Below are 16,914 nucleotides of genomic sequence, written 5' to 3' on the forward strand. Positions count from 1 at the left end.
GGTATAAAAATGGCCAGCAACAAATTGTGGAATAAGATACTTTATTTCCTGGGAATAGAAGACGAGGAGCCGCCTGTGCACCAGTATGAAGACCCCCTTGGCATGCCTGCAAGACCCGAAAGAGGGAGGATTATAAATATTCATCAGATACCGAAGAACAGGGTGACGGTTTTCAAACCCACCTGTTTCGATGAAGTAAGGGAGATTTCGGAGGAGTTGAAAAACCGCAGGGCGGTCATAGTTAACCTGGAGGGACTGGATAAGGAGACGGGACGGCGCATACTGGATTTTTTAAGCGGCAGCGTCTTTGTATTAGACGGAACAGTGAAGAAAGTCGGAAGCGGCACTTTTGTCTTTGCGCCGAACAACGTGGATATAACAGGTTTTAACATCGACGAGATGGAATCCGGAAAAGAAAAGCCTATTTTTAAAGTTTGATGCTGAGGAGGTTAAAGCCTTTGTTGATAATCAGAACGATAGACTTGTTTTTCAGATTTATGGAATTTTTAATCATCGTAAGAGTATTCATGAGTTGGCTACCTAGAGCGGAGTATTGGCCAATTTATAGATTCGTCTATCAAGTTACTGAACCTCTCCTTGCTCCTTTCAGGCATTTATTTTTTAGATTTTTACCCCCGAGAGGAGGTTTTTATATTGATTTTTCACCCGTTTTTGCGCTTATTACCATGAATATTGTAAAAAATGTGGCAGTGGCGCTTTTGTTGAAGGTGATATATTAAATCACAGGATAGGGGTGATAAAAATGACCTTGACTCCACTGGACATTCAAAAAAAGGAATTCAGAAAATCTTTCAGGGGGTACAGCGAGGAAGAGGTTAAGGATTTTTTAGAAAAAGTAACTCAAAGTTATGAGAAATTATATAGGGAAAATCAAGAGTTAAAAGAAGAAATAAAGTTTTTGAGGGAAAAACTCAAAGAATATCAAGAGCTGGAAACCACGCTTAAAAAAGCTATTATCCTTGCAGAAAAAGCTGCCGAAGACTTAAAAAGGAACGCGGAACGGGAAAAGGAACTGATTATAAAGGACGCCCGAGTTAAGGCTGAGGAAATGCTTGCGAAAGCTAAAATGCGATGCGATGTGTTAAGTGAACGGTACGAAGAAATAAAGGCTCAATTTCAACTCTTCAAGACGAGGTTTTTAAATTTTTTACAGTCGCAAATAGACCTCATCAATTCTGCGGGGTTGGATGGCGAAGATTATGTAAAAGAAGCAGCAGCCGGGCATGATTTTGAAGGAGAAGAAGGAGGGGAAAACGGCGATGGCGGAGGAAAAGAGGCTGTCGGTGGTGGGGATAATAGTTTATGAGAGGGAAAAATCCGCCGCGAAGGTGAACGAGATATTGTCGAAATTCGGCGACATGATAGTAGGCCGAATGGGCATACCATACAAGGAAAGGGGAATTTCAGTCATCGCGCTTATTGTCGATGCGACCACCGATGAGCTTGGCGCACTCACTGGAAAGTTGGGTCAGGTTCCGGGAGTAAAGGTAAAATCCGCGGTGACGGCTTGAAGATTGTGGATTTAAATTGACTGAAAGGGATGGTTCATATAATAGGGATAATAGGCGCTTTAGATAAAGAAGTAGTCCTTTTATGTGAAAAGCTGGAAAAAACAAGGACCGTACAGAGGGCAGCTTTAACTTTTCATCAAGGCATCCTGCAAGGGAAAGAAGTCGTCGTAGTAAAAAGCGGTGTTGGGAAAGTCAATGCGGCTTTGTGCACCCAGCTTTTAATAGACTATTTTCGGCCGAATGTAATTTTATGTACCGGTGTGGCAGGGGCTTTGAGGGAAGAACTGGATATTGGAGATGTAGTAATATCTACCGAGGTAGCTCAACATGATGTGGATGGTACGGTTTTCGGTCACGAACTCGGTGAAATCCCGAATCTAGGGGTCAAATTTTTCAAGGCTGACGAGAACCTGGTGGAAATTGCCTGGGAAGTAGCCCGCCAAACCTTAAAAGGGAAAAAAGCAGTTAAGGGGAGAATATTGAGCGGTGATCAGTTTATATGCAGCGCTGAGAGAGTAAAATATTTGAGAGATGTCTTCGACGGCTCCTGTGTGGAGATGGAGGGAGGAGCCATCGGACATGTATGCTACGTAAATGATGTACCTTTTGTCGTGATAAGATCCATATCGGACAGAGCTGACGATAAGGCTGTTGTGGTGTACGAAGAATTCTCAGAAGCAGCGGCCAAAAATTCTTCGAATATAATTATAGGGATCTTGGATAATTTGAAGTAGGCATAAAAAAGGTAGAGTTGGTTAAATTAGAATAAGGGGTACCTTAATGTTGATGGAAAGGGAAAGGGAAAACCTCATCCGCGAGTTGAGCTTAAAAATCGACGAGCTTTCGGTCAAGATAGAGAAGCTAAACCTCTCGGAATACTTGGAACTGTTTAGGAACCCCAAGAGGCTGCTTTATCTAAATTTTTTGGCCGGAGTTGCAAGGGGTTTTGGAATGGCGGTGGGGTTCACTTTGCTGGGGGCTTTGGCACTTTACATCCTCCAACGCGTAGTCATACTAAATCTCCCCCTCATAGGCGATTTCATAGCTGAATTAGTCAGGATAGTGCAGGATGAACTTTCCGTAAAATAATGGTGATGAGGAGGATAATCTTGGAAAACAAAGAGTACTACCGTCGGAAGTTGGAGGACTTGAAACGGGAATTGGAGAGCCAAATGTCTACAATAACCAGGAGAGGTTCGGAACCTTTAAAAGAATCGGTTGGGGAACTTTCATCGTACGATAACCACACGGCGGACCTGGCGGCTGAAACTTTCGAAAGGGAAAAGGACCTGGGCCTGCGGGATAATACGAAAAGGATGCTGGTGAAAGTGGAAAGGGCCCTTGGTAAAATTGAGGACGGGAGTTATGGGTTTTGTGAGAAATGCGGCAGCTCGATAGAAAAAGAGCGTTTAAATTTAGTCCCGTACACCACCTTATGTGCAAAATGCAGCAAAGAAGAAGAAAAAATTTTCGCGAAGGGGGCAAGACCGGTAGAGGAAGAAGTCTTGAAGTATCCATTCGGGAAAAGTTTTCGCGACGATTCGGAAAATGTTGGATACGATGGGGAGGATGCGTGGCAGGATGTGGCTAGGTACGGCACAGCCAACACTCCCCAGGATGAACCGGGTTCGGTTGATTACAAAGAAGCTTATACCGATGGAAGCGAGGAAAGAGGGATAACTGATAAATTGGATAAAGTAATTTATGAAGATGAACCGGGCAAATTGGGAAGATAAATACCCGCAATGGGTATTTATTTTTTTATCCAGCGCGATTTGCTAGGTAGTAAAGATTTCGTTGATGTCAGGAGGGCAGTGGTATATAATTTTTATGTAGCAATAAAAGTTTGGAGGTTATAGCGATTTGGCTGTATGGATTTTTGCAGCACTTATTTTTGCGGTGGACCAGTTGACAAAAGCCCTGGTTAAAATGCACATGGCTCCCAACCAGTCAATTCCGGTCATAGATAATATTTTGCATCTGACGTACGTGCAAAATACCGGGGCAGCCTTCAGCCTTCTAAAAGGCAGGGTATTTTTTTTCGTTGTGGTATCTTTTGCGGTTATTGCAGTTATTGTTTATTATCTGACAAGATTGCCTGAAGAAAAGAAACTTTTCAAATTTACACTCGCCCTTGTTCTGGGCGGAGCTTTTGGAAACCTGGTAGACCGTTTGCGCTTTGGCTACGTGGTGGATTTTATAGATTTCAGAATCTGGCCTGTTTTTAATGTGGCTGATTCTGCAGTGGTAATAGGTGTGCTTCTGCTTTTGTACCTAGTAATGTGCGACAGTGAGATTCTAAAAAGTTTGGATTGAAACGGGAGGGGCAATTTTTGGAGAGGACCTTCAAAATCAACGTGGCGGAAGAAGATGTAAAAAAGCGCATAGATGTTTTTTTGGCTGGATTAATGAACGATTTTTCGAGGAGTTACATACAAAAAGGGATCGAAGAAGGGTGGGTAAAGGTAAACGGAAAATCTGTAAAACCCAATTACAAGTTGAAAAAAGGCGATATAGTTGAAGCAAAGATACCCGCTCCCAAACCCCTTTCGGTCGAACCTGAAAATATTCCTCTCGATATTATCTACGAGGACCAGGACATAATCGTTGTCAGCAAGCCCCGCGGTATGGTAGTATATCCAGCCCCTGGAAATTACAGCGGAACTCTTGTAAATGCACTTTTGTACCACACGAAAGATTTGTCCGGAATAAATGGTGTTCTGCGCCCCGGGATAGTTCACCGATTAGACAAAGATACTTCCGGCGTTATCGTTGTGGCAAAAAACGACCAGGCCCACCGAGAGCTAGTAAATCAATTTAAAAACAAAAAGGTGAAAAAGACGTATCTTGCCATAGTTTGGGGAAATATCCTTGAGGATAAGGCGACGATTGAGGCTCCAATAGGCCGGCATCCGATAAAGCGGGTAGAGATGGCCGTGAATGCAAAACATGGCAAAGAGGCCATAACCCATTTTAAAGTATTAGAAAGATTCGGAGATTTTACTTTCGTCGAAGTCAGCATAGAGACTGGAAGGACTCACCAAATTAGGGTTCATATGAGCTATATAGGCCATCCGATTGTAGGAGACCCTGTTTATTCAAGGAAGAAAAATCCTTTTAAAATTAAGGGGCAAGCTCTTCACGCTTTTCGATTGGGGCTTTATCATCCGAGGAAAGGTGAGTTCATGACCTTTGAGGCCCCGCTTCCCGATGATTTTAATGAAATCTTAAATACTTTGAAAAAGAGGGTGATATGAATGGAAGAAAAAGCCTGCATAATGGACGATAAAGCCATTGACAGGGCGCTGACCAGGATAAGTCACGAAATTATCGAGCGTAACAAAGGAGTAGAAGACCTTGTGCTGGTGGGCATAAGGACCAGAGGGGTTCCGCTGGCAAAAAGAATGGCGTCGAAAATTAAAAAAATAGAAGGAGTAGATATCCCCGTGGGGATTTTGGATATAACGCTTTACCGGGACGACCTTTCGACTTTATCGGAGCAGCCCGTGGTAAACAAGACGGAAATAGATTTCGAGATTACAGGTAAAAAAGTAGTGCTGGTGGACGACGTTATATATACTGGAAGGACCGCGAGGGCGGCCCTGGATGCCCTGTCGGATCTGGGGCGTGCAAGGCTGATACAACTAGCAGTGCTCATCGACAGAGGGCATAGAGAACTCCCCATAAGGCCGGATTACGTTGGGAAAAACGTGCCCACGTCCAGGGATGAGATAATAAAGGTTAAACTGGAGGAAGTCGATGGGGAAAACAGCGTTGTAATCCTAAAAAAATAGTCTAATTTTTTTTCAGCTTCTCAACAATCCCCGCGTCCGGTGTCACGTAAATGGTCTTGTGATGGTCATAAATTACAAAACCCGGTTTGGCTCCCGGAGGTTTCCTCACGTGCCTTCTCAAAGTGTAGTCGACGGCGACGTTGCTCCCATTACGGGCTTTGCTGTGATATGCGGCGAGCAAGCATCCTTCCAAAAGAGTTTCGTCATCGACCGGTCTTCCGCCCGTCTGTATGATTACGTGGGAACCGGGCAGGTCTTTTACGTGAATCCAAATATCTTCGGGTTTTGCCTTTCGGGTAATCATGTCATTTTGTATGTTATTCTTTCCGACTAGGATGGTAAAGCCCGTGGAAGACGTGTATTTGATAGGTGAAGAAGGGTGAGCTTCGCCCTTCGATTTTTTTCCTGATTCTTTTATGTAACCGTATTTTGAAAGTTCTTTTTGGATTTCTTCAATATCTTCCACGTTCTCCGCCTGCTCTATGTTGTAAAGTACGCTTTCTAAGTATTTGATTTCGCTCAAAGTCTTTTCCATTTGGGTTTCAACTTTTTCCTTGGTAGCGCGAAGTTTTTTGTACTTTTCAAAGTAATATTGGGCGTTTTGGGACGGCGAAAGTTTTTCGTCCAGCGGTATCGAAACGGTTTTGCCTTCGTCGTAAAAATTTGGGAGGTTGATTTCCTTCGTCCCCGGCGCAACTTTATAAAGATAGGCTGAAAGAAGCTCACCGAACAATTTAAATTTTTCTATGTCGCTAGCTTCATCAATTTTTTCCTGTTGAAAGAAGAGAATCTGGCGAAGTTTTTTTATGTGCTTTTCTAATTGATGGCGCAAATTTTTCTTTATGCTTGTGAGTTTTTCGTACTTTTCCCTAAGAGAATAGAATAGGTCGACCGCTTCGTTTGCGCTTTTCAGGGAAATGACTTTGAATTTATCAAGGTGCGATAGAGGAAAAATCCAAAATTCCACGGGTTCATCGGTGCCCTCGTCAAAGTAAATTTTTGGCGAATACCGCGAGTTTTTTATATCTAAGGAGAGTTCTACTAGAGCCTCGGCTATTTTTTGCTTTTCCTCCAAATTCAATTCGTTTGCAGGCTTTTCTTCGTGAACTCCACTCTTGAATAAAATCTCTTTCGAGACGGTTTTGCTTATTCCCATAAATTTTTCCGTTATCCAGCGTTCGACCTTGATTGGTTCTGAAGCTTGCAAAATAATGTCGCGCAATTTTTTGCCCGTTTGAATTTCGCAATCGAGGATGTTTAATCTTTGACCAAATGGTGGAAGGACGTATTTTTTTCCGGGCAGAATTTCCCTTACCCGGTTTATATCGGAAGGTATTCGCTTTATGGAGTCGATTATGATTTTGTTAATATCGTCAACGAGTATTATATTGCTGTGCTTCCCCATTATCTCCACTATAAGAGTCCGATATATAGTTCTTCCAAATTCATCTTCGTTTTCAACTACTATTTCGACAAGCCTTTCCAGGTCCTTTTGCCTTATTTCGATGATTTTCCCGCCTGAAAGACTCTTCCTGAGCAGCATACAAAACATTGGCGGTGAGCTGGGATTTTCTTTTTCGACATCGGTTAAATGCAGCCGGCAATTCTGAGGATGGGCACAGATAAGGAGTTTTTTTTCTTCCTTGTGCCGCCTTATGTAAAGCAGGATTTCGCTTTTGTCCGGCTGGTATACTTTATCGATTTTTCCTCCGATTAAACATTTTTTCAGTTCGTTTATAACTGCGTTTAATACTATTCCATCGAATGGCATGGTCGTCCCCCCCCTTTTATATTAGGCTGCTTTTAGTATACCATAAATGAATATATTGTTTTAATAGGAATTAGGTGGTATAATAATTAGTAATGATTTTTCAAATAAGATTGAGGGTGATAGCGTAATATGAAGTTTACTAAGATGCACGGTCTGGGAAACGATTTTATTGTCGTAAATGGTTTTATAGAAGATGTGAGAATAATATTTGATAAGGCGGCAAAAATATGTGACAGACACCGAGGAATAGGAGCTGACGGCATACTGCTGGTGCTCCCTTCCGAAAAAGCGGACCTCAAGATGAGGATCATAAATAGCGACGGCAGCGAAGCGGACATGTGCGGAAACGGAATACGCTGTTTTGCCCGGTACGCTTTTTCAAGGAGACTTGTAAAAAAGGCGAATATGACGGTGGAAACCTTAGCGGGCATCATAAAACCGGAAGTCATCGTTAAAGACGATTTGATAGAAGGTGTTAGGGTTGACATGGGATGCTACAGTCTGAAGTGCAAAGATGTACCGTTGAAAGAAGATGTGAAAGAGGAAGCTGTAGACCTCGATATCGAAGTGGACGGCCAAGGGTTTAAGTTTACTGGAGTTTCAATGGGAAATCCACACTGCGTGATTTTCGTGGACGATGTGGAAAGTTTTCCGGTTGAACAGTTGGGGCCTAAAATAGAAAAGCACCCGTTTTTCCCGAAAAAGACCAATGTGGAATTTGTACAAGTCAAAGGGCGTGATTTTTTGAAAATGAGAGTATGGGAAAGGGGAGCCGGGCTCACCATGGCCTGCGGCACAGGGGCATGTGCTTCGGCGGTTGCGGCCTACAAAAAAGGACTAACTGGCCCTAAAGTAACGGTGAACCTGCCGGGGGGAGACCTTTTCATAGAGGTGGAAGAAAGCGGACGGGTTTATATGACGGGACCTGCCGCAGAAGTATATACCGGCGAGATAGACCTCAATATACTTTAAAATTTCGACGAACGGGGGAGATGAATTTGAGAATTGCAGAGCGCATAAAAAAAATACCGCCTTATCTTTTTGCTCAGATAGACAAAAAAATAGCCGAACTCAAGAAGAAAGGAGTAGACGTAATAAGTTTGGGAGTGGGTGATCCCGATTTGCCCACACCGCCCCATATCGTAAAGGCCCTTGAAAGAGCGGCAAATGATCCTGAATGTCATAAATATCCGGCTTACGAAGGATCGCTGGAGTTCAGAGAAGCAGTAGCTACATATTATAAAAGGAGATTCAGCGTGGAACTAGACCCTCAATCCGAAGTAATGGCCCTTATAGGTTCAAAAGAAGGTATTGCTCATATATTTTTCGCTTTTATCGATCCCGGAGATTACGCTCTAATCCCAGATCCAGGATACCCCGTCTATAAAACCGCTACTTTATTCGCGGGTGGCATACCTTATCCGATGCCTTTGCTGAAAGAAAACAATTTCCTTCCCGATTTTTCAAAGATAGATACGGAAGTGGCAAAGAAGGCGAAGCTGATGTTTCTTTGCTATCCGAACAATCCTACTGCTGCCGTGGCGGATGAGAAATTCTTCGAAGAAGCCGTGGAATTTGCAAAAACTTACGATATAATAATTTGCCACGACAGCGCTTATGTTGATATTACTTTCGACGGCTACAAGGCCCCTAGCTTGCTTTCCGTAAAAGGCGCAATGGATATTGGTGTAGAATTCGGTTCTCTTTCAAAACCTTACCGCATGACCGGCTGGAGAATTGGATATGCGGTCGGCAACAAAGATATAATATCCGCATTGGGAATTATTAAGACAAATATAGACTCGGGGCAATTTACCGCAATTCAAAAAGCCGGCATTGAAGCGCTTTTAGGGCCGCAGGACAGCGTAAATGAAATGCTGTCTGTGTTTGAAAAAAGGCGTAACCTGGTAGTCGAAACTCTAAAGGGGATAGGCCTTGAGGTAGAACCTCCGAAGGGAACGTTTTACGTTTGGGTGCCGGTTCCTGAGGGTTATACATCTCAATCCTTTGCGGAGATGCTCATTGAAAAGGCGGCGGTGGTCGTAACGCCGGGAGTCGGTTACGGAGATTACGGTGAGGGCTACGTGAGAATTTCGCTTACGACGCCAGATGAAAGGCTGGAGGAGGCCATGAGGCGGATTAAAGAAAGCTTGAGCTTTTGATTTTGAAGGTTTTTTGAAGGGTTGGTTATTATGATAAGAAGCATGACCGGCTATGGGCGCGGAAAAAGCTGCGGCAAAATTACCTGGGAAGTCGAACTGAAATCGATAAATCACCGCTTTTTGGAAATATACGTGAAATTGCCCCGCCAGTGGTTTTTTCTGGAAGAGAAGATAAGGAACTATATTAGGGAGCGCATAAGTCGGGGGCGAATCGATGTTTTCGTAAACTGTTCTTCAGAAACGTTGCCTGTAGACATAAAAATTGACAAACAGGCAGTGGCGAGCTATTATAAAAAGTTGGTGGAATTGAAGGAAGAGGTGGGCTTCGAGGGACCGGTAACCCTTTCTTTGCTTTCCGTGATGCCGGATTTATTCGTAGTCGAACAGCAGTTTCCTGAGGAAGAAGAACTGTGGCCAGAACTTAAAAAGGCGCTCGAAGAAGCGGTGGATAACCTTATTGAGATGAGGACTAAGGAAGGGAATAATCTATGGCGGGATATTTCGTCCAGACTCGATGTCATCATGGAGAGGGTCAGAAACATAAAGATAAGGTCTGATGTAATGATCGAAGAATATCGCAAGAAGCTCCAGCAAAAAGTGAAAAAGATAAAAGAAGGCTTGGAGCTGAACGAAGAGAGATTGGAAGCTGAAGTTGTGATTTTCGCAGAGAGGTCCGATATTAGCGAGGAACTAGTGAGGATAGAAAGTCACATTGCCCAATTTAAAAATATGGGGGATGCAGAGGGAGCCTCAGGCAAAAAAATGGATTTTTTGGCTCAAGAAATTTTCAGGGAAGCCAATACCATTGCGTCTAAATCCGCGGACTACAATATAACGAGAGAAATAATTGAAATAAAAAGCGAACTTGAGAAAATAAGGGAACAACTGCAGAATATTGAATAATTTTATCAGGAGGGAATGTTGTGGAAATAAAACTTGTAAACATAGGATTCGGAAACATAGTTTCTGCAAACAGAATCATTGCAATTGTAAGTCCAGAATCTGCTCCTATAAAGCGCATAATCCAGGAAGCCCGCGACAGGGGTATGCTGATAGACGCGACCTACGGAAGGCGCACCCGTGCGGTCATAATAACAGACAGTGATCATGTGATCCTATCTGCCGTACAGCCGGAAACTGTTGCTAACCGGCTGAACAACAAAGATATTGAAGAAGAAGTAGAGGAAATATAGGAGAGAAATCATCATGTCAAAGAAAGGGATGTTAATAGTGCTGTCCGGGCCTTCGGGAGCTGGTAAGGGGACTTTGTGCAGTTATTTACTGAAGAGAAGGCCTGAACTTGTGCTTTCGGTTTCCGTGACGACTAGGCCACCAAGGCCCGGCGAAGTAAACGGTGTCAGTTACTACTTCACCGATGAAGAAAATTTCAAAAAAATGGTGGAAAAGGGCGAGTTCCTGGAGTGGGCCAAAGTTTACAATAATTATTACGGAACTCCCAAAAAATTCGTAGAGGAACATTTGAAACAGGGCAAAGATGTCATTTTGGAGATAGACATTCAAGGGGCAAGAAAGGTGAAGGAAAATTGCCCCGATGCTATTTTTATATTCATTTTGCCGCCCGACATTGAAGAATTGAAAAATCGAATAATAAAACGGGGAAGCGAAAGCAAGGAGTCTTTTGACCTAAGGGTAAAAAGTGCCGAAGAAGAACTGAAAGCCATGTACGACTACGATTATGCGGTTGTAAACGATGTTCTTGAGGAAGCTGTAAAAAAGTTAGAGTCGATAATTATAGCTGAAAGGTGTAAAGTCGAAAGAAATAAAGAGCTGTTGGAGTTGGTATGCAAGGAGGGGTGCAAAATATGATGTATCCGTCTATAGATTCGTTAACCAGCAAATACGAGAGCAAGTATGTGCTCGTTGTAGCAGCGGCAAAGCGTGCAAGGCAGCTCGTTGAAGGTTCGCCTAAACTTGTGGACGTAAAGACCACAAAGCCGGTTTCCATTGCCCTTTTTGAGTTAGACTCGGGGAAGATAAAAATAGAACCTCCTCTTTCCGGAAATAAGTAGGTGGAAAGATTATGTTACAGGATAAATTCGTCGTGTTGGGTGTGACGGGTAGTATAGCGGCTTACAAAGCTGCAGAGTTGGTGAGGCTTTTAAAAAAAAGGGGAGCCGAGGTTCAAGTCGTAATGACCAGCTCTGCCAAGGAATTCGTCACACCTTTGACTTTTCAGGTGCTTTCCGGTAATCCCGTTGTTACCGACATGTTTGAAAAACCAGTTCGCTGGGAAGTGGAGCACGTCTCCCTTGCCGACAGGGCGGACCTTTTCGTAATCGCTCCGGCCACAGCCAATGTAATTGCAAAAATGGCAGTCGGCATCGCCGATGATATGTTGACTGCTTCGGTCCTGGCAACCCGGGCGAAAGTTTTGGTGGTGCCGGCTATGAACGTAAATATGTACATGAACCCGATCACCCAGGAAAACATAAGCTTCCTTAAGGAAAAAGGTTTTTACGTGATGGAACCCGATGAAGGCTTTTTGGCTTGCGGTTATTCAGGGAAAGGTAGGTTCCCTGAGCCTGAAAAAATATTAAATGTTATAGAAAGACTGGCTGGAGTTTGCGGTGACCTTCAAAATAAAAAAATCCTCATTACCGCTGGCCCAACCAGAGAACCCATCGACCCGGTGAGGTTTATTTCAAACCGCTCTTCCGGCAAAATGGGTTACGCACTGGCGGAGGCTGCTGTGGAACGCGGTGGTGAGGTTATACTTATTTCTGGACCCACCTGCCTTCCGCGACCATCAGGACTTTATAAGTACATCAGAATCAATACGGCCCTGGAAATGCGGGAATGTATTCTAAAATATTTTTACTGGAGCGATGTGGTAATAAAAGCGGCGGCCGTTTCGGACTTCAGGCCGAAAAGTTATTCGGAGCACAAGATAAAAAAGAATGATAGTGCGACTGAAATGACCCTCCAACTGGAAAAAAATCCAGATATTTTAAAGGAGTTGGGGGAAAAAAAACAAAAGCAGCTTCTTGTGGGTTTTGCCGCCGAGACGGACGAAATTAAGGAAAACGCCATGGAAAAACTCAACAAGAAAAATCTCGATCTTATCGTCGTCAATGATGTGACTGCAGAAGGGGCGGGTTTTGAAGTTGACACAAATATCGTCAGGATATATTACAAGGATGGTTCTGCTGAAGAAATTCCCAAAATGACCAAAAAAGAACTGGCCAATGTCATTCTGGACAGAGTGGTAAAACTTCTAAAAAATTGATTTTTGCTGGAGGGATTCTTTTGAACGAGCTGGCGGAGGTTGCTGTTGACGCAAAGCACCCTGCCATAAAAGGCGAGTATTATTACATAGTTCCCGAACAATTAAAAGAGAAGATACAGGTGGGTAGCAGGGTAAGGGTCCCTTTCAACAACAAAACCATTGACGGGGTGGTTTTACGCTTTTTGAAAAAAGAAGACGCAAATTGCGATTTTTGTTTGAAAGAAATTTCGGCGGTGGATGAACGGTTTGTTCTGCCGCCATTTATGCTGGAACTGGCTGGATGTCTGGCGAAGTATTATGCAGCAAATATTATAGACTTTTTAAAGCTAATGTTGCCTCCGGATGTCGGTCTGCCAAAGGAGTCTTTATATTCTATAGCGGAAGCTTGGAAGGTCGAAAGCTTCAGGTCAGAAATTCAAAAGGAGGTCTTCCGCGTTATAAGGGATGCGGGTTCGATTACTTCGGAAGATATTTCGAGAATACTGGATTTACCCCATTCGAAGGTTAAAGGGGCCCTTTCGTCTTTGATGAAAAAAGGGTTCGTAAAAAGAGAATTCAGGGTAAAAATCGAAAATCCCTCATTTCGGGAAGATAGCCCGAAATCTGCTTTTCCAAGGTTAACGTTTGAACAGGCAAAAGCTCTGAATGAAATAAAACGAAACATGGAAGAAGAAAAAAAACCGGTGCTTCTTTTTGGGATAACGGGTAGCGGAAAAACTGAGGTATATATTAAGGCTATAGAAAATGTGCTTGCAAAAGGCAAAAAGGCGCTGGTGCTGGTGCCTGAAATATCTCTAACGCCTCAAATGACGGAAAGGTTTCACGAAAGGTTTCCGGGAAAAGTGGCCGTTCTCCACAGCAGGCTTTCCGATGGAGAAAGGTTCCGGGAGTGGTACAGAGTTTATAAAGGAGATGCCGATATTACCATCGGTGCAAGGTCGGCGGTTTTCGCGCCAATCAGGGATTTAGGGCTGATAATCGTCGATGAAGAACACGAATCTTCCTACAAGCAAATGGAATTCCCTTTTTACGATGCCAGGCAGGTTGTGCGGTTCCGCGCGGAGATTCAGGGGGCGGCCGTGGTTTATGGCAGCGCAACGCCTTCGGTAGAATCCTTTTACAAGGCCATAAAAGGAGAGTTCGCTCTTTTAAAATTGACCCGGCGGGTGACGGGAAAACCGCTTCCCCCCGTAGAAATCGTAGACATGAGGGAAGAACTGAAATCCGGAAACAAGCACATTTTCAGCAGTAAGCTGTGCTCGGAGATGGATTCTGCTCTATCCCGCGGTGAACAGGTGATCCTTTTTCTCAACCGGAGGGGACATTCCACCTTTGTACTTTGCAGAGATTGCGGTTATGTACTGAAATGTCCCCACTGCGATATTTCCCTCACGTATCATATAAGTGACAAAAAGGGGAAATGTCATTACTGTGGATTTCAAGTAGACGCTCCGGATATCTGTCCGAAATGCGACAGCCGCAATATCCGTTACTTCGGAGCAGGGACTGAAAAGGTGGAGCAGGAAATCAAAAGCCGTTACCCCGGGGTCAAGGTGATTAGGGTTGACGCCGATTCTACCTCCAGAAAAGGTGCGCTTGAAAAAATGCTCTGGGAATTTAAATTGGGTAAAGCCCAGGTTATGGTGGGCACCCAGTCCATAGCAAAAGGCCTTGATTTCCCGCGGGTGTCGCTGGTCGGCATTGTTGCAGCCGATGTTACCCTTAACCTGCCTGACTTTCGAGCAGGAGAAAGGACCTTCCAGCTTATAAGTCAGGTGGCCGGCAGAGCCGGCAGAGGCGATATCCCAGGAAAAGTGATAGTGCAGACGTATTGTCCCGAATCTTTGGCTATAAAAGCTGCCTGCCAATATAAATTCAAAGATTTCTACAAAGAGGAGCTCTTCAATAGAAAGAAGTTTGAATATCCGCCTTTTTATTATTTGATGAACCTGACTTTTACTGGCACTGATCTTGCTAAAGTTGAGGCGGCGGCGTTTAAAGTCAAAAAAATTCTTGAAGAAAAAGTGCCGCAGACAAAAATACTAGGGCCCATTCCCGCACCGCGGTTTAAAGTGAAAGACAACTTCCGGTACAACATTTTGCTGAAAAGCAGTAAGCAGGAAAGCTTAATAAAAGCAGGAGATATCTTGAAAAATTTGAAGGGCTTTGACAGAAAAGTTTACCTGAGCTGGGATATGGACCCTCAAGATTTGATGTGAACGGAGGTTGGAAGATGGCTATCAGGAAAATACGTCAGTTGGGAGACGAAGTTTTGCGGAAAAAATCCAAGAAGGTAACCGTATTCGATGAGAAGCTAAAAGAGCTGATTGAAGACATGGCGGAAACGATGAAATGGGCCAACGGCGTAGGGCTTGCAGCTCCTCAGGTTGGTATATTAAAAAGGGTTGTTGTGATAGATGTGGGAGAAGGACTGATAGAGCTTGTAAACCCTGAAATAATAGCCGAGGAGGGAGAGGTGGTGGGCGTCGAGGGATGCCTGAGTATCCCCGGAATTACAGGAGAAGTGGCAAGGCCAAAAAAGGTAAAGGTCAGGGCTCAAAATTCCAAGGGAGAATTCATAGAACTTGAGGGAGAGGACTTGTTGGCAAGGGCGCTCTGCCACGAGATAGACCACTTGGATGGCATACTCTTTATAGACAGGGCACAAAGGATAATCGAAGAAGATAGCGAAGAGGGATGATTATGAAAATAGTCTTTATGGGCACTCCAGACTTTGCTCTGCCTTCCCTCGAGGCTCTCATCGAACATGGCTACGATGTGCTTGCGGTGGTGACTCAGCCCGACAGGCCGAAGGGGAGAAAGCGCACCCTTACCCCTCCTCCGGTCAAGGTGAAAGCAGAAAAGTACGGAATAAGGGTGTACCAGCCCGAAAAAATAAGAGACGAGTCATTCGTGAAAGTGCTAGAATCTCTTGCACCCGAGCTATTTGTGGTAGTAGCTTATGGTCAGATCTTGCCGCCTTCGGTGCTTCGCATTCCATCTATAGGTTGCATCAATGTGCATGCCTCGCTTCTACCAAAATACAGGGGAGCGGCCCCGATTCAATGGGCTATTATAAGTGGAGAGGAAAAAACTGGAGTTACCACTATGTGGATGGACGAAGGCATGGACACAGGCGATATCTTTCTCCAAAAAGAGGTAGCAATTGACCACAAATGGTCTGCCGTAGAGCTGTCCGAAGTGCTGTCAAAAGTTGGCAGTGAACTTCTTCTGGAAACCCTTGAAAAAATTAAAGCCAACGATATAATCAGAGTGCCGCAGAACCATGCTGAAGCGACGTACGCTCCGGTTTTAAAGAAGGAGGATGCGAGAATTGACTGGAAAAACACCACCAAAGCCATTTACGATCTGATACGGGGGATGCAGCCTTGGCCCGGAGCTTTTACATTCATGAGGGGTGTGGAGCTGAAAATCTGGAGGGCTGAAATTTACGCTACGGGAGAAAGCGGGGAGCCGGGGAGGGTATTGGGAATCGATAAAGAACGCGGAATATTAGTAGGAACCGGCGATGGAGTTTTGTTGATTGCCGAGCTGCAGGAAGCGGGAAAGAAAAGGATGTCTGCCGCCGAATATTTGCGGGGACATTCGATAGCCGAGGGAGAGTTTTTTTCTGATGATAGAAATAAGGAAGACAAAAAAAAGGATATATATAAGTCTACTTCTGGTTAGTATTGCTATTTTATCTGCTTTGGCGACGGCAGGTGTGGCAATTTATCTAAATAAGTTTACCCACTTTTACAAGTGGATGTTACTTGCGGTTTTGTTGGGATTGGCTGTACTTATTGTTGTTCTGAGCCTAGGCCTTGCAGCGACGGTGCTGACTTTGTGGCACGTAAAAGGCTTTTTTGGACTGGAAAGACTGATAAATTTTTCCTTGAACTTGCTTTTTCCTATCACTATTGCTTTGGGGAAGTTGCTTCACATTCCTAAGGATATAATAAAAAGTTCCTATATAGAAGTAAACAATAATCTGGTAAAAACCAAGAATTACAAAATAAAACCGGAGGATATCCTGGTATTGGCACCCCACTGCCTCCAGCGGTGGGATTGCCCATATAAAATTACGGCCGATGTGTCGAATTGCAGGCGTTGCGGAAGGTGCGACATAGAAAAGCTTGTTGCCCTTGCCGAAAAAAAAGGGGTAAGATTGGCTGTGGTCACCGGCGGTACGCTGGCGAGAAAGATAGTGATGGATTTCAGGCCGAAAGCAATTGTCGCCATCGCCTGCGAGAGGGATCTTTCCGAAGGAATTCTTGACACAAATCCGATTCCGGTTTTGGGCATATTAAATATAAGGCCGGAAGGACCATGCGTAAATACAAGGGTGGATGTTAAAAAGGTCGAAGAAGCCCTGGATTTTTTTCTCATTGGAAGGGAAAGGGAGTAA

Annotated in this window: 22 protein-coding genes; 21 read left to right on the forward strand and 1 reads right to left on the reverse strand. The window is 44.1% G+C overall.

Annotated elements, in window-relative coordinates; all coding sequences use genetic code 11:
- The first annotated feature begins 9 nt into the window (after positions 1-9).
- The 10 genes from BUB66_RS00810 to pyrR all read left to right on the forward strand — a co-directional run bounded on the left by BUB66_RS00810 (position 10) and on the right by pyrR (position 5,326).
- Positions 10-438: a cell division protein SepF gene (locus BUB66_RS00810; protein WP_073253228.1), complete on the forward strand. Its 429-nt coding sequence runs from the start codon at positions 10-12 to the stop codon at positions 436-438.
- 20 nt (positions 439-458) lie between these two features.
- Entirely contained in the window at positions 459-740 is a 282-nt protein-coding gene (locus BUB66_RS00815) for a YggT family protein (RefSeq protein ID WP_198409322.1), read from the forward strand.
- A gap of 23 nt (positions 741-763) precedes the next feature.
- Positions 764-1,327 (forward strand): DivIVA domain-containing protein, encoded by a 564-nt coding sequence (locus BUB66_RS00820; protein ID WP_073253231.1) that lies wholly within the window; start codon positions 764-766, stop codon positions 1,325-1,327.
- The gene (locus BUB66_RS00825; RefSeq protein ID WP_073253234.1) at positions 1,281-1,532 is read left to right on the forward strand and encodes a TM1266 family iron-only hydrogenase system putative regulator; all 252 of its coding nucleotides are present in this window, start codon (positions 1,281-1,283) and stop codon (positions 1,530-1,532) included. Before BUB66_RS00820 ends, BUB66_RS00825 begins: the two co-directional genes overlap by 47 nt.
- A gap of 29 nt (positions 1,533-1,561) precedes the next feature.
- Positions 1,562-2,266, forward strand: a complete 705-nt coding sequence (locus BUB66_RS00830) for a 5'-methylthioadenosine/adenosylhomocysteine nucleosidase (protein WP_073253237.1) — start codon at positions 1,562-1,564, stop codon at positions 2,264-2,266.
- Between the two features lie 52 nt (positions 2,267-2,318).
- The gene (locus tag BUB66_RS00835; protein ID WP_073253627.1) at positions 2,319-2,621 is read left to right on the forward strand and encodes a DUF5665 domain-containing protein; all 303 of its coding nucleotides are present in this window, start codon (positions 2,319-2,321) and stop codon (positions 2,619-2,621) included.
- 20 nt (positions 2,622-2,641) lie between these two features.
- The gene (locus BUB66_RS00840; RefSeq protein WP_073253240.1) at positions 2,642-3,268 is read left to right on the forward strand and encodes a TraR/DksA C4-type zinc finger protein; all 627 of its coding nucleotides are present in this window, start codon (positions 2,642-2,644) and stop codon (positions 3,266-3,268) included.
- A gap of 127 nt (positions 3,269-3,395) precedes the next feature.
- The gene (lspA, locus tag BUB66_RS00845; protein ID WP_073253243.1) at positions 3,396-3,848 is read left to right on the forward strand and encodes a signal peptidase II; all 453 of its coding nucleotides are present in this window, start codon (positions 3,396-3,398) and stop codon (positions 3,846-3,848) included.
- 17 nt (positions 3,849-3,865) lie between these two features.
- Positions 3,866-4,789 carry an RluA family pseudouridine synthase gene (locus BUB66_RS00850; RefSeq protein ID WP_073253246.1) on the forward strand — a complete coding sequence of 308 codons (924 nt, stop codon included), beginning with the start codon at positions 3,866-3,868 and terminating at the stop codon, positions 4,787-4,789.
- Positions 4,790-5,326, forward strand: a complete 537-nt coding sequence (gene pyrR, locus BUB66_RS00855; protein WP_073253250.1) for a bifunctional pyr operon transcriptional regulator/uracil phosphoribosyltransferase PyrR — start codon at positions 4,790-4,792, stop codon at positions 5,324-5,326.
- Between the two features lies 1 nt (position 5,327).
- Here the strand turns inward: pyrR and BUB66_RS00860 are convergent, their stop codons facing one another.
- A complete protein-coding gene (locus tag BUB66_RS00860; RefSeq protein WP_073253252.1) occupies positions 5,328-7,097 on the reverse strand; it encodes an Rqc2 family fibronectin-binding protein in 1,770 nt (589 codons plus the stop codon).
- A 129-nt stretch (positions 7,098-7,226) separates the two neighbouring features.
- Between BUB66_RS00860 and dapF the strand changes: the two genes are divergently transcribed.
- From dapF to BUB66_RS00915, 11 genes are read left to right on the forward strand one after another with little or no spacing between them, the layout of a single operon-like run.
- Positions 7,227-8,069 carry a diaminopimelate epimerase gene (gene dapF / locus BUB66_RS00865; RefSeq protein ID WP_073253255.1) on the forward strand — a complete coding sequence of 281 codons (843 nt, stop codon included), beginning with the start codon at positions 7,227-7,229 and terminating at the stop codon, positions 8,067-8,069.
- A gap of 26 nt (positions 8,070-8,095) precedes the next feature.
- Positions 8,096-9,259 (forward strand): LL-diaminopimelate aminotransferase, encoded by a 1,164-nt coding sequence (locus tag BUB66_RS00870; RefSeq protein ID WP_084098510.1) that lies wholly within the window; start codon positions 8,096-8,098, stop codon positions 9,257-9,259.
- 30 nt (positions 9,260-9,289) lie between these two features.
- Positions 9,290-10,162: a YicC/YloC family endoribonuclease gene (locus BUB66_RS00875; protein WP_073253260.1), complete on the forward strand. Its 873-nt coding sequence runs from the start codon at positions 9,290-9,292 to the stop codon at positions 10,160-10,162.
- A 20-nt stretch (positions 10,163-10,182) separates the two neighbouring features.
- Positions 10,183-10,452 (forward strand): extracellular matrix/biofilm regulator RemA, encoded by a 270-nt coding sequence (gene remA, locus BUB66_RS00880; RefSeq protein ID WP_066354141.1) that lies wholly within the window; start codon positions 10,183-10,185, stop codon positions 10,450-10,452.
- Positions 10,453-10,465: 13 nt separating this feature from the next.
- A complete protein-coding gene (gmk, locus tag BUB66_RS00885; RefSeq protein WP_073253263.1) occupies positions 10,466-11,086 on the forward strand; it encodes a guanylate kinase in 621 nt (206 codons plus the stop codon).
- The gene (rpoZ, locus tag BUB66_RS00890) at positions 11,083-11,289 is read left to right on the forward strand and encodes a DNA-directed RNA polymerase subunit omega (RefSeq protein WP_073253266.1); all 207 of its coding nucleotides are present in this window, start codon (positions 11,083-11,085) and stop codon (positions 11,287-11,289) included. Before gmk ends, rpoZ begins: the two co-directional genes overlap by 4 nt.
- A gap of 11 nt (positions 11,290-11,300) precedes the next feature.
- Positions 11,301-12,506: a bifunctional phosphopantothenoylcysteine decarboxylase/phosphopantothenate--cysteine ligase CoaBC gene (gene coaBC, locus BUB66_RS00895; RefSeq protein WP_073253269.1), complete on the forward strand. Its 1,206-nt coding sequence runs from the start codon at positions 11,301-11,303 to the stop codon at positions 12,504-12,506.
- 20 nt (positions 12,507-12,526) lie between these two features.
- Positions 12,527-14,725, forward strand: coding sequence for a replication restart helicase PriA (gene priA, locus BUB66_RS00900; RefSeq protein WP_084098513.1), 2,199 nt, complete (start codon positions 12,527-12,529; stop codon positions 14,723-14,725).
- Between the two features lie 14 nt (positions 14,726-14,739).
- The gene (def, locus tag BUB66_RS00905) at positions 14,740-15,207 is read left to right on the forward strand and encodes a peptide deformylase (RefSeq protein ID WP_066354159.1); all 468 of its coding nucleotides are present in this window, start codon (positions 14,740-14,742) and stop codon (positions 15,205-15,207) included.
- A gap of 2 nt (positions 15,208-15,209) precedes the next feature.
- A complete protein-coding gene (gene fmt / locus BUB66_RS00910) occupies positions 15,210-16,196 on the forward strand; it encodes a methionyl-tRNA formyltransferase (RefSeq protein WP_073253272.1) in 987 nt (328 codons plus the stop codon).
- The gene (locus BUB66_RS00915; RefSeq protein WP_073253275.1) at positions 16,141-16,914 is read left to right on the forward strand and encodes a DUF116 domain-containing protein; all 774 of its coding nucleotides are present in this window, start codon (positions 16,141-16,143) and stop codon (positions 16,912-16,914) included. Before fmt ends, BUB66_RS00915 begins: the two co-directional genes overlap by 56 nt.

It is taken from the genome of Caldanaerovirga acetigignens, from assembly GCF_900142995.1.
Taxonomy (GTDB): domain Bacteria; phylum Bacillota; class Thermosediminibacteria; order Thermosediminibacterales; family Thermosediminibacteraceae; genus Fervidicola; species Fervidicola acetigignens.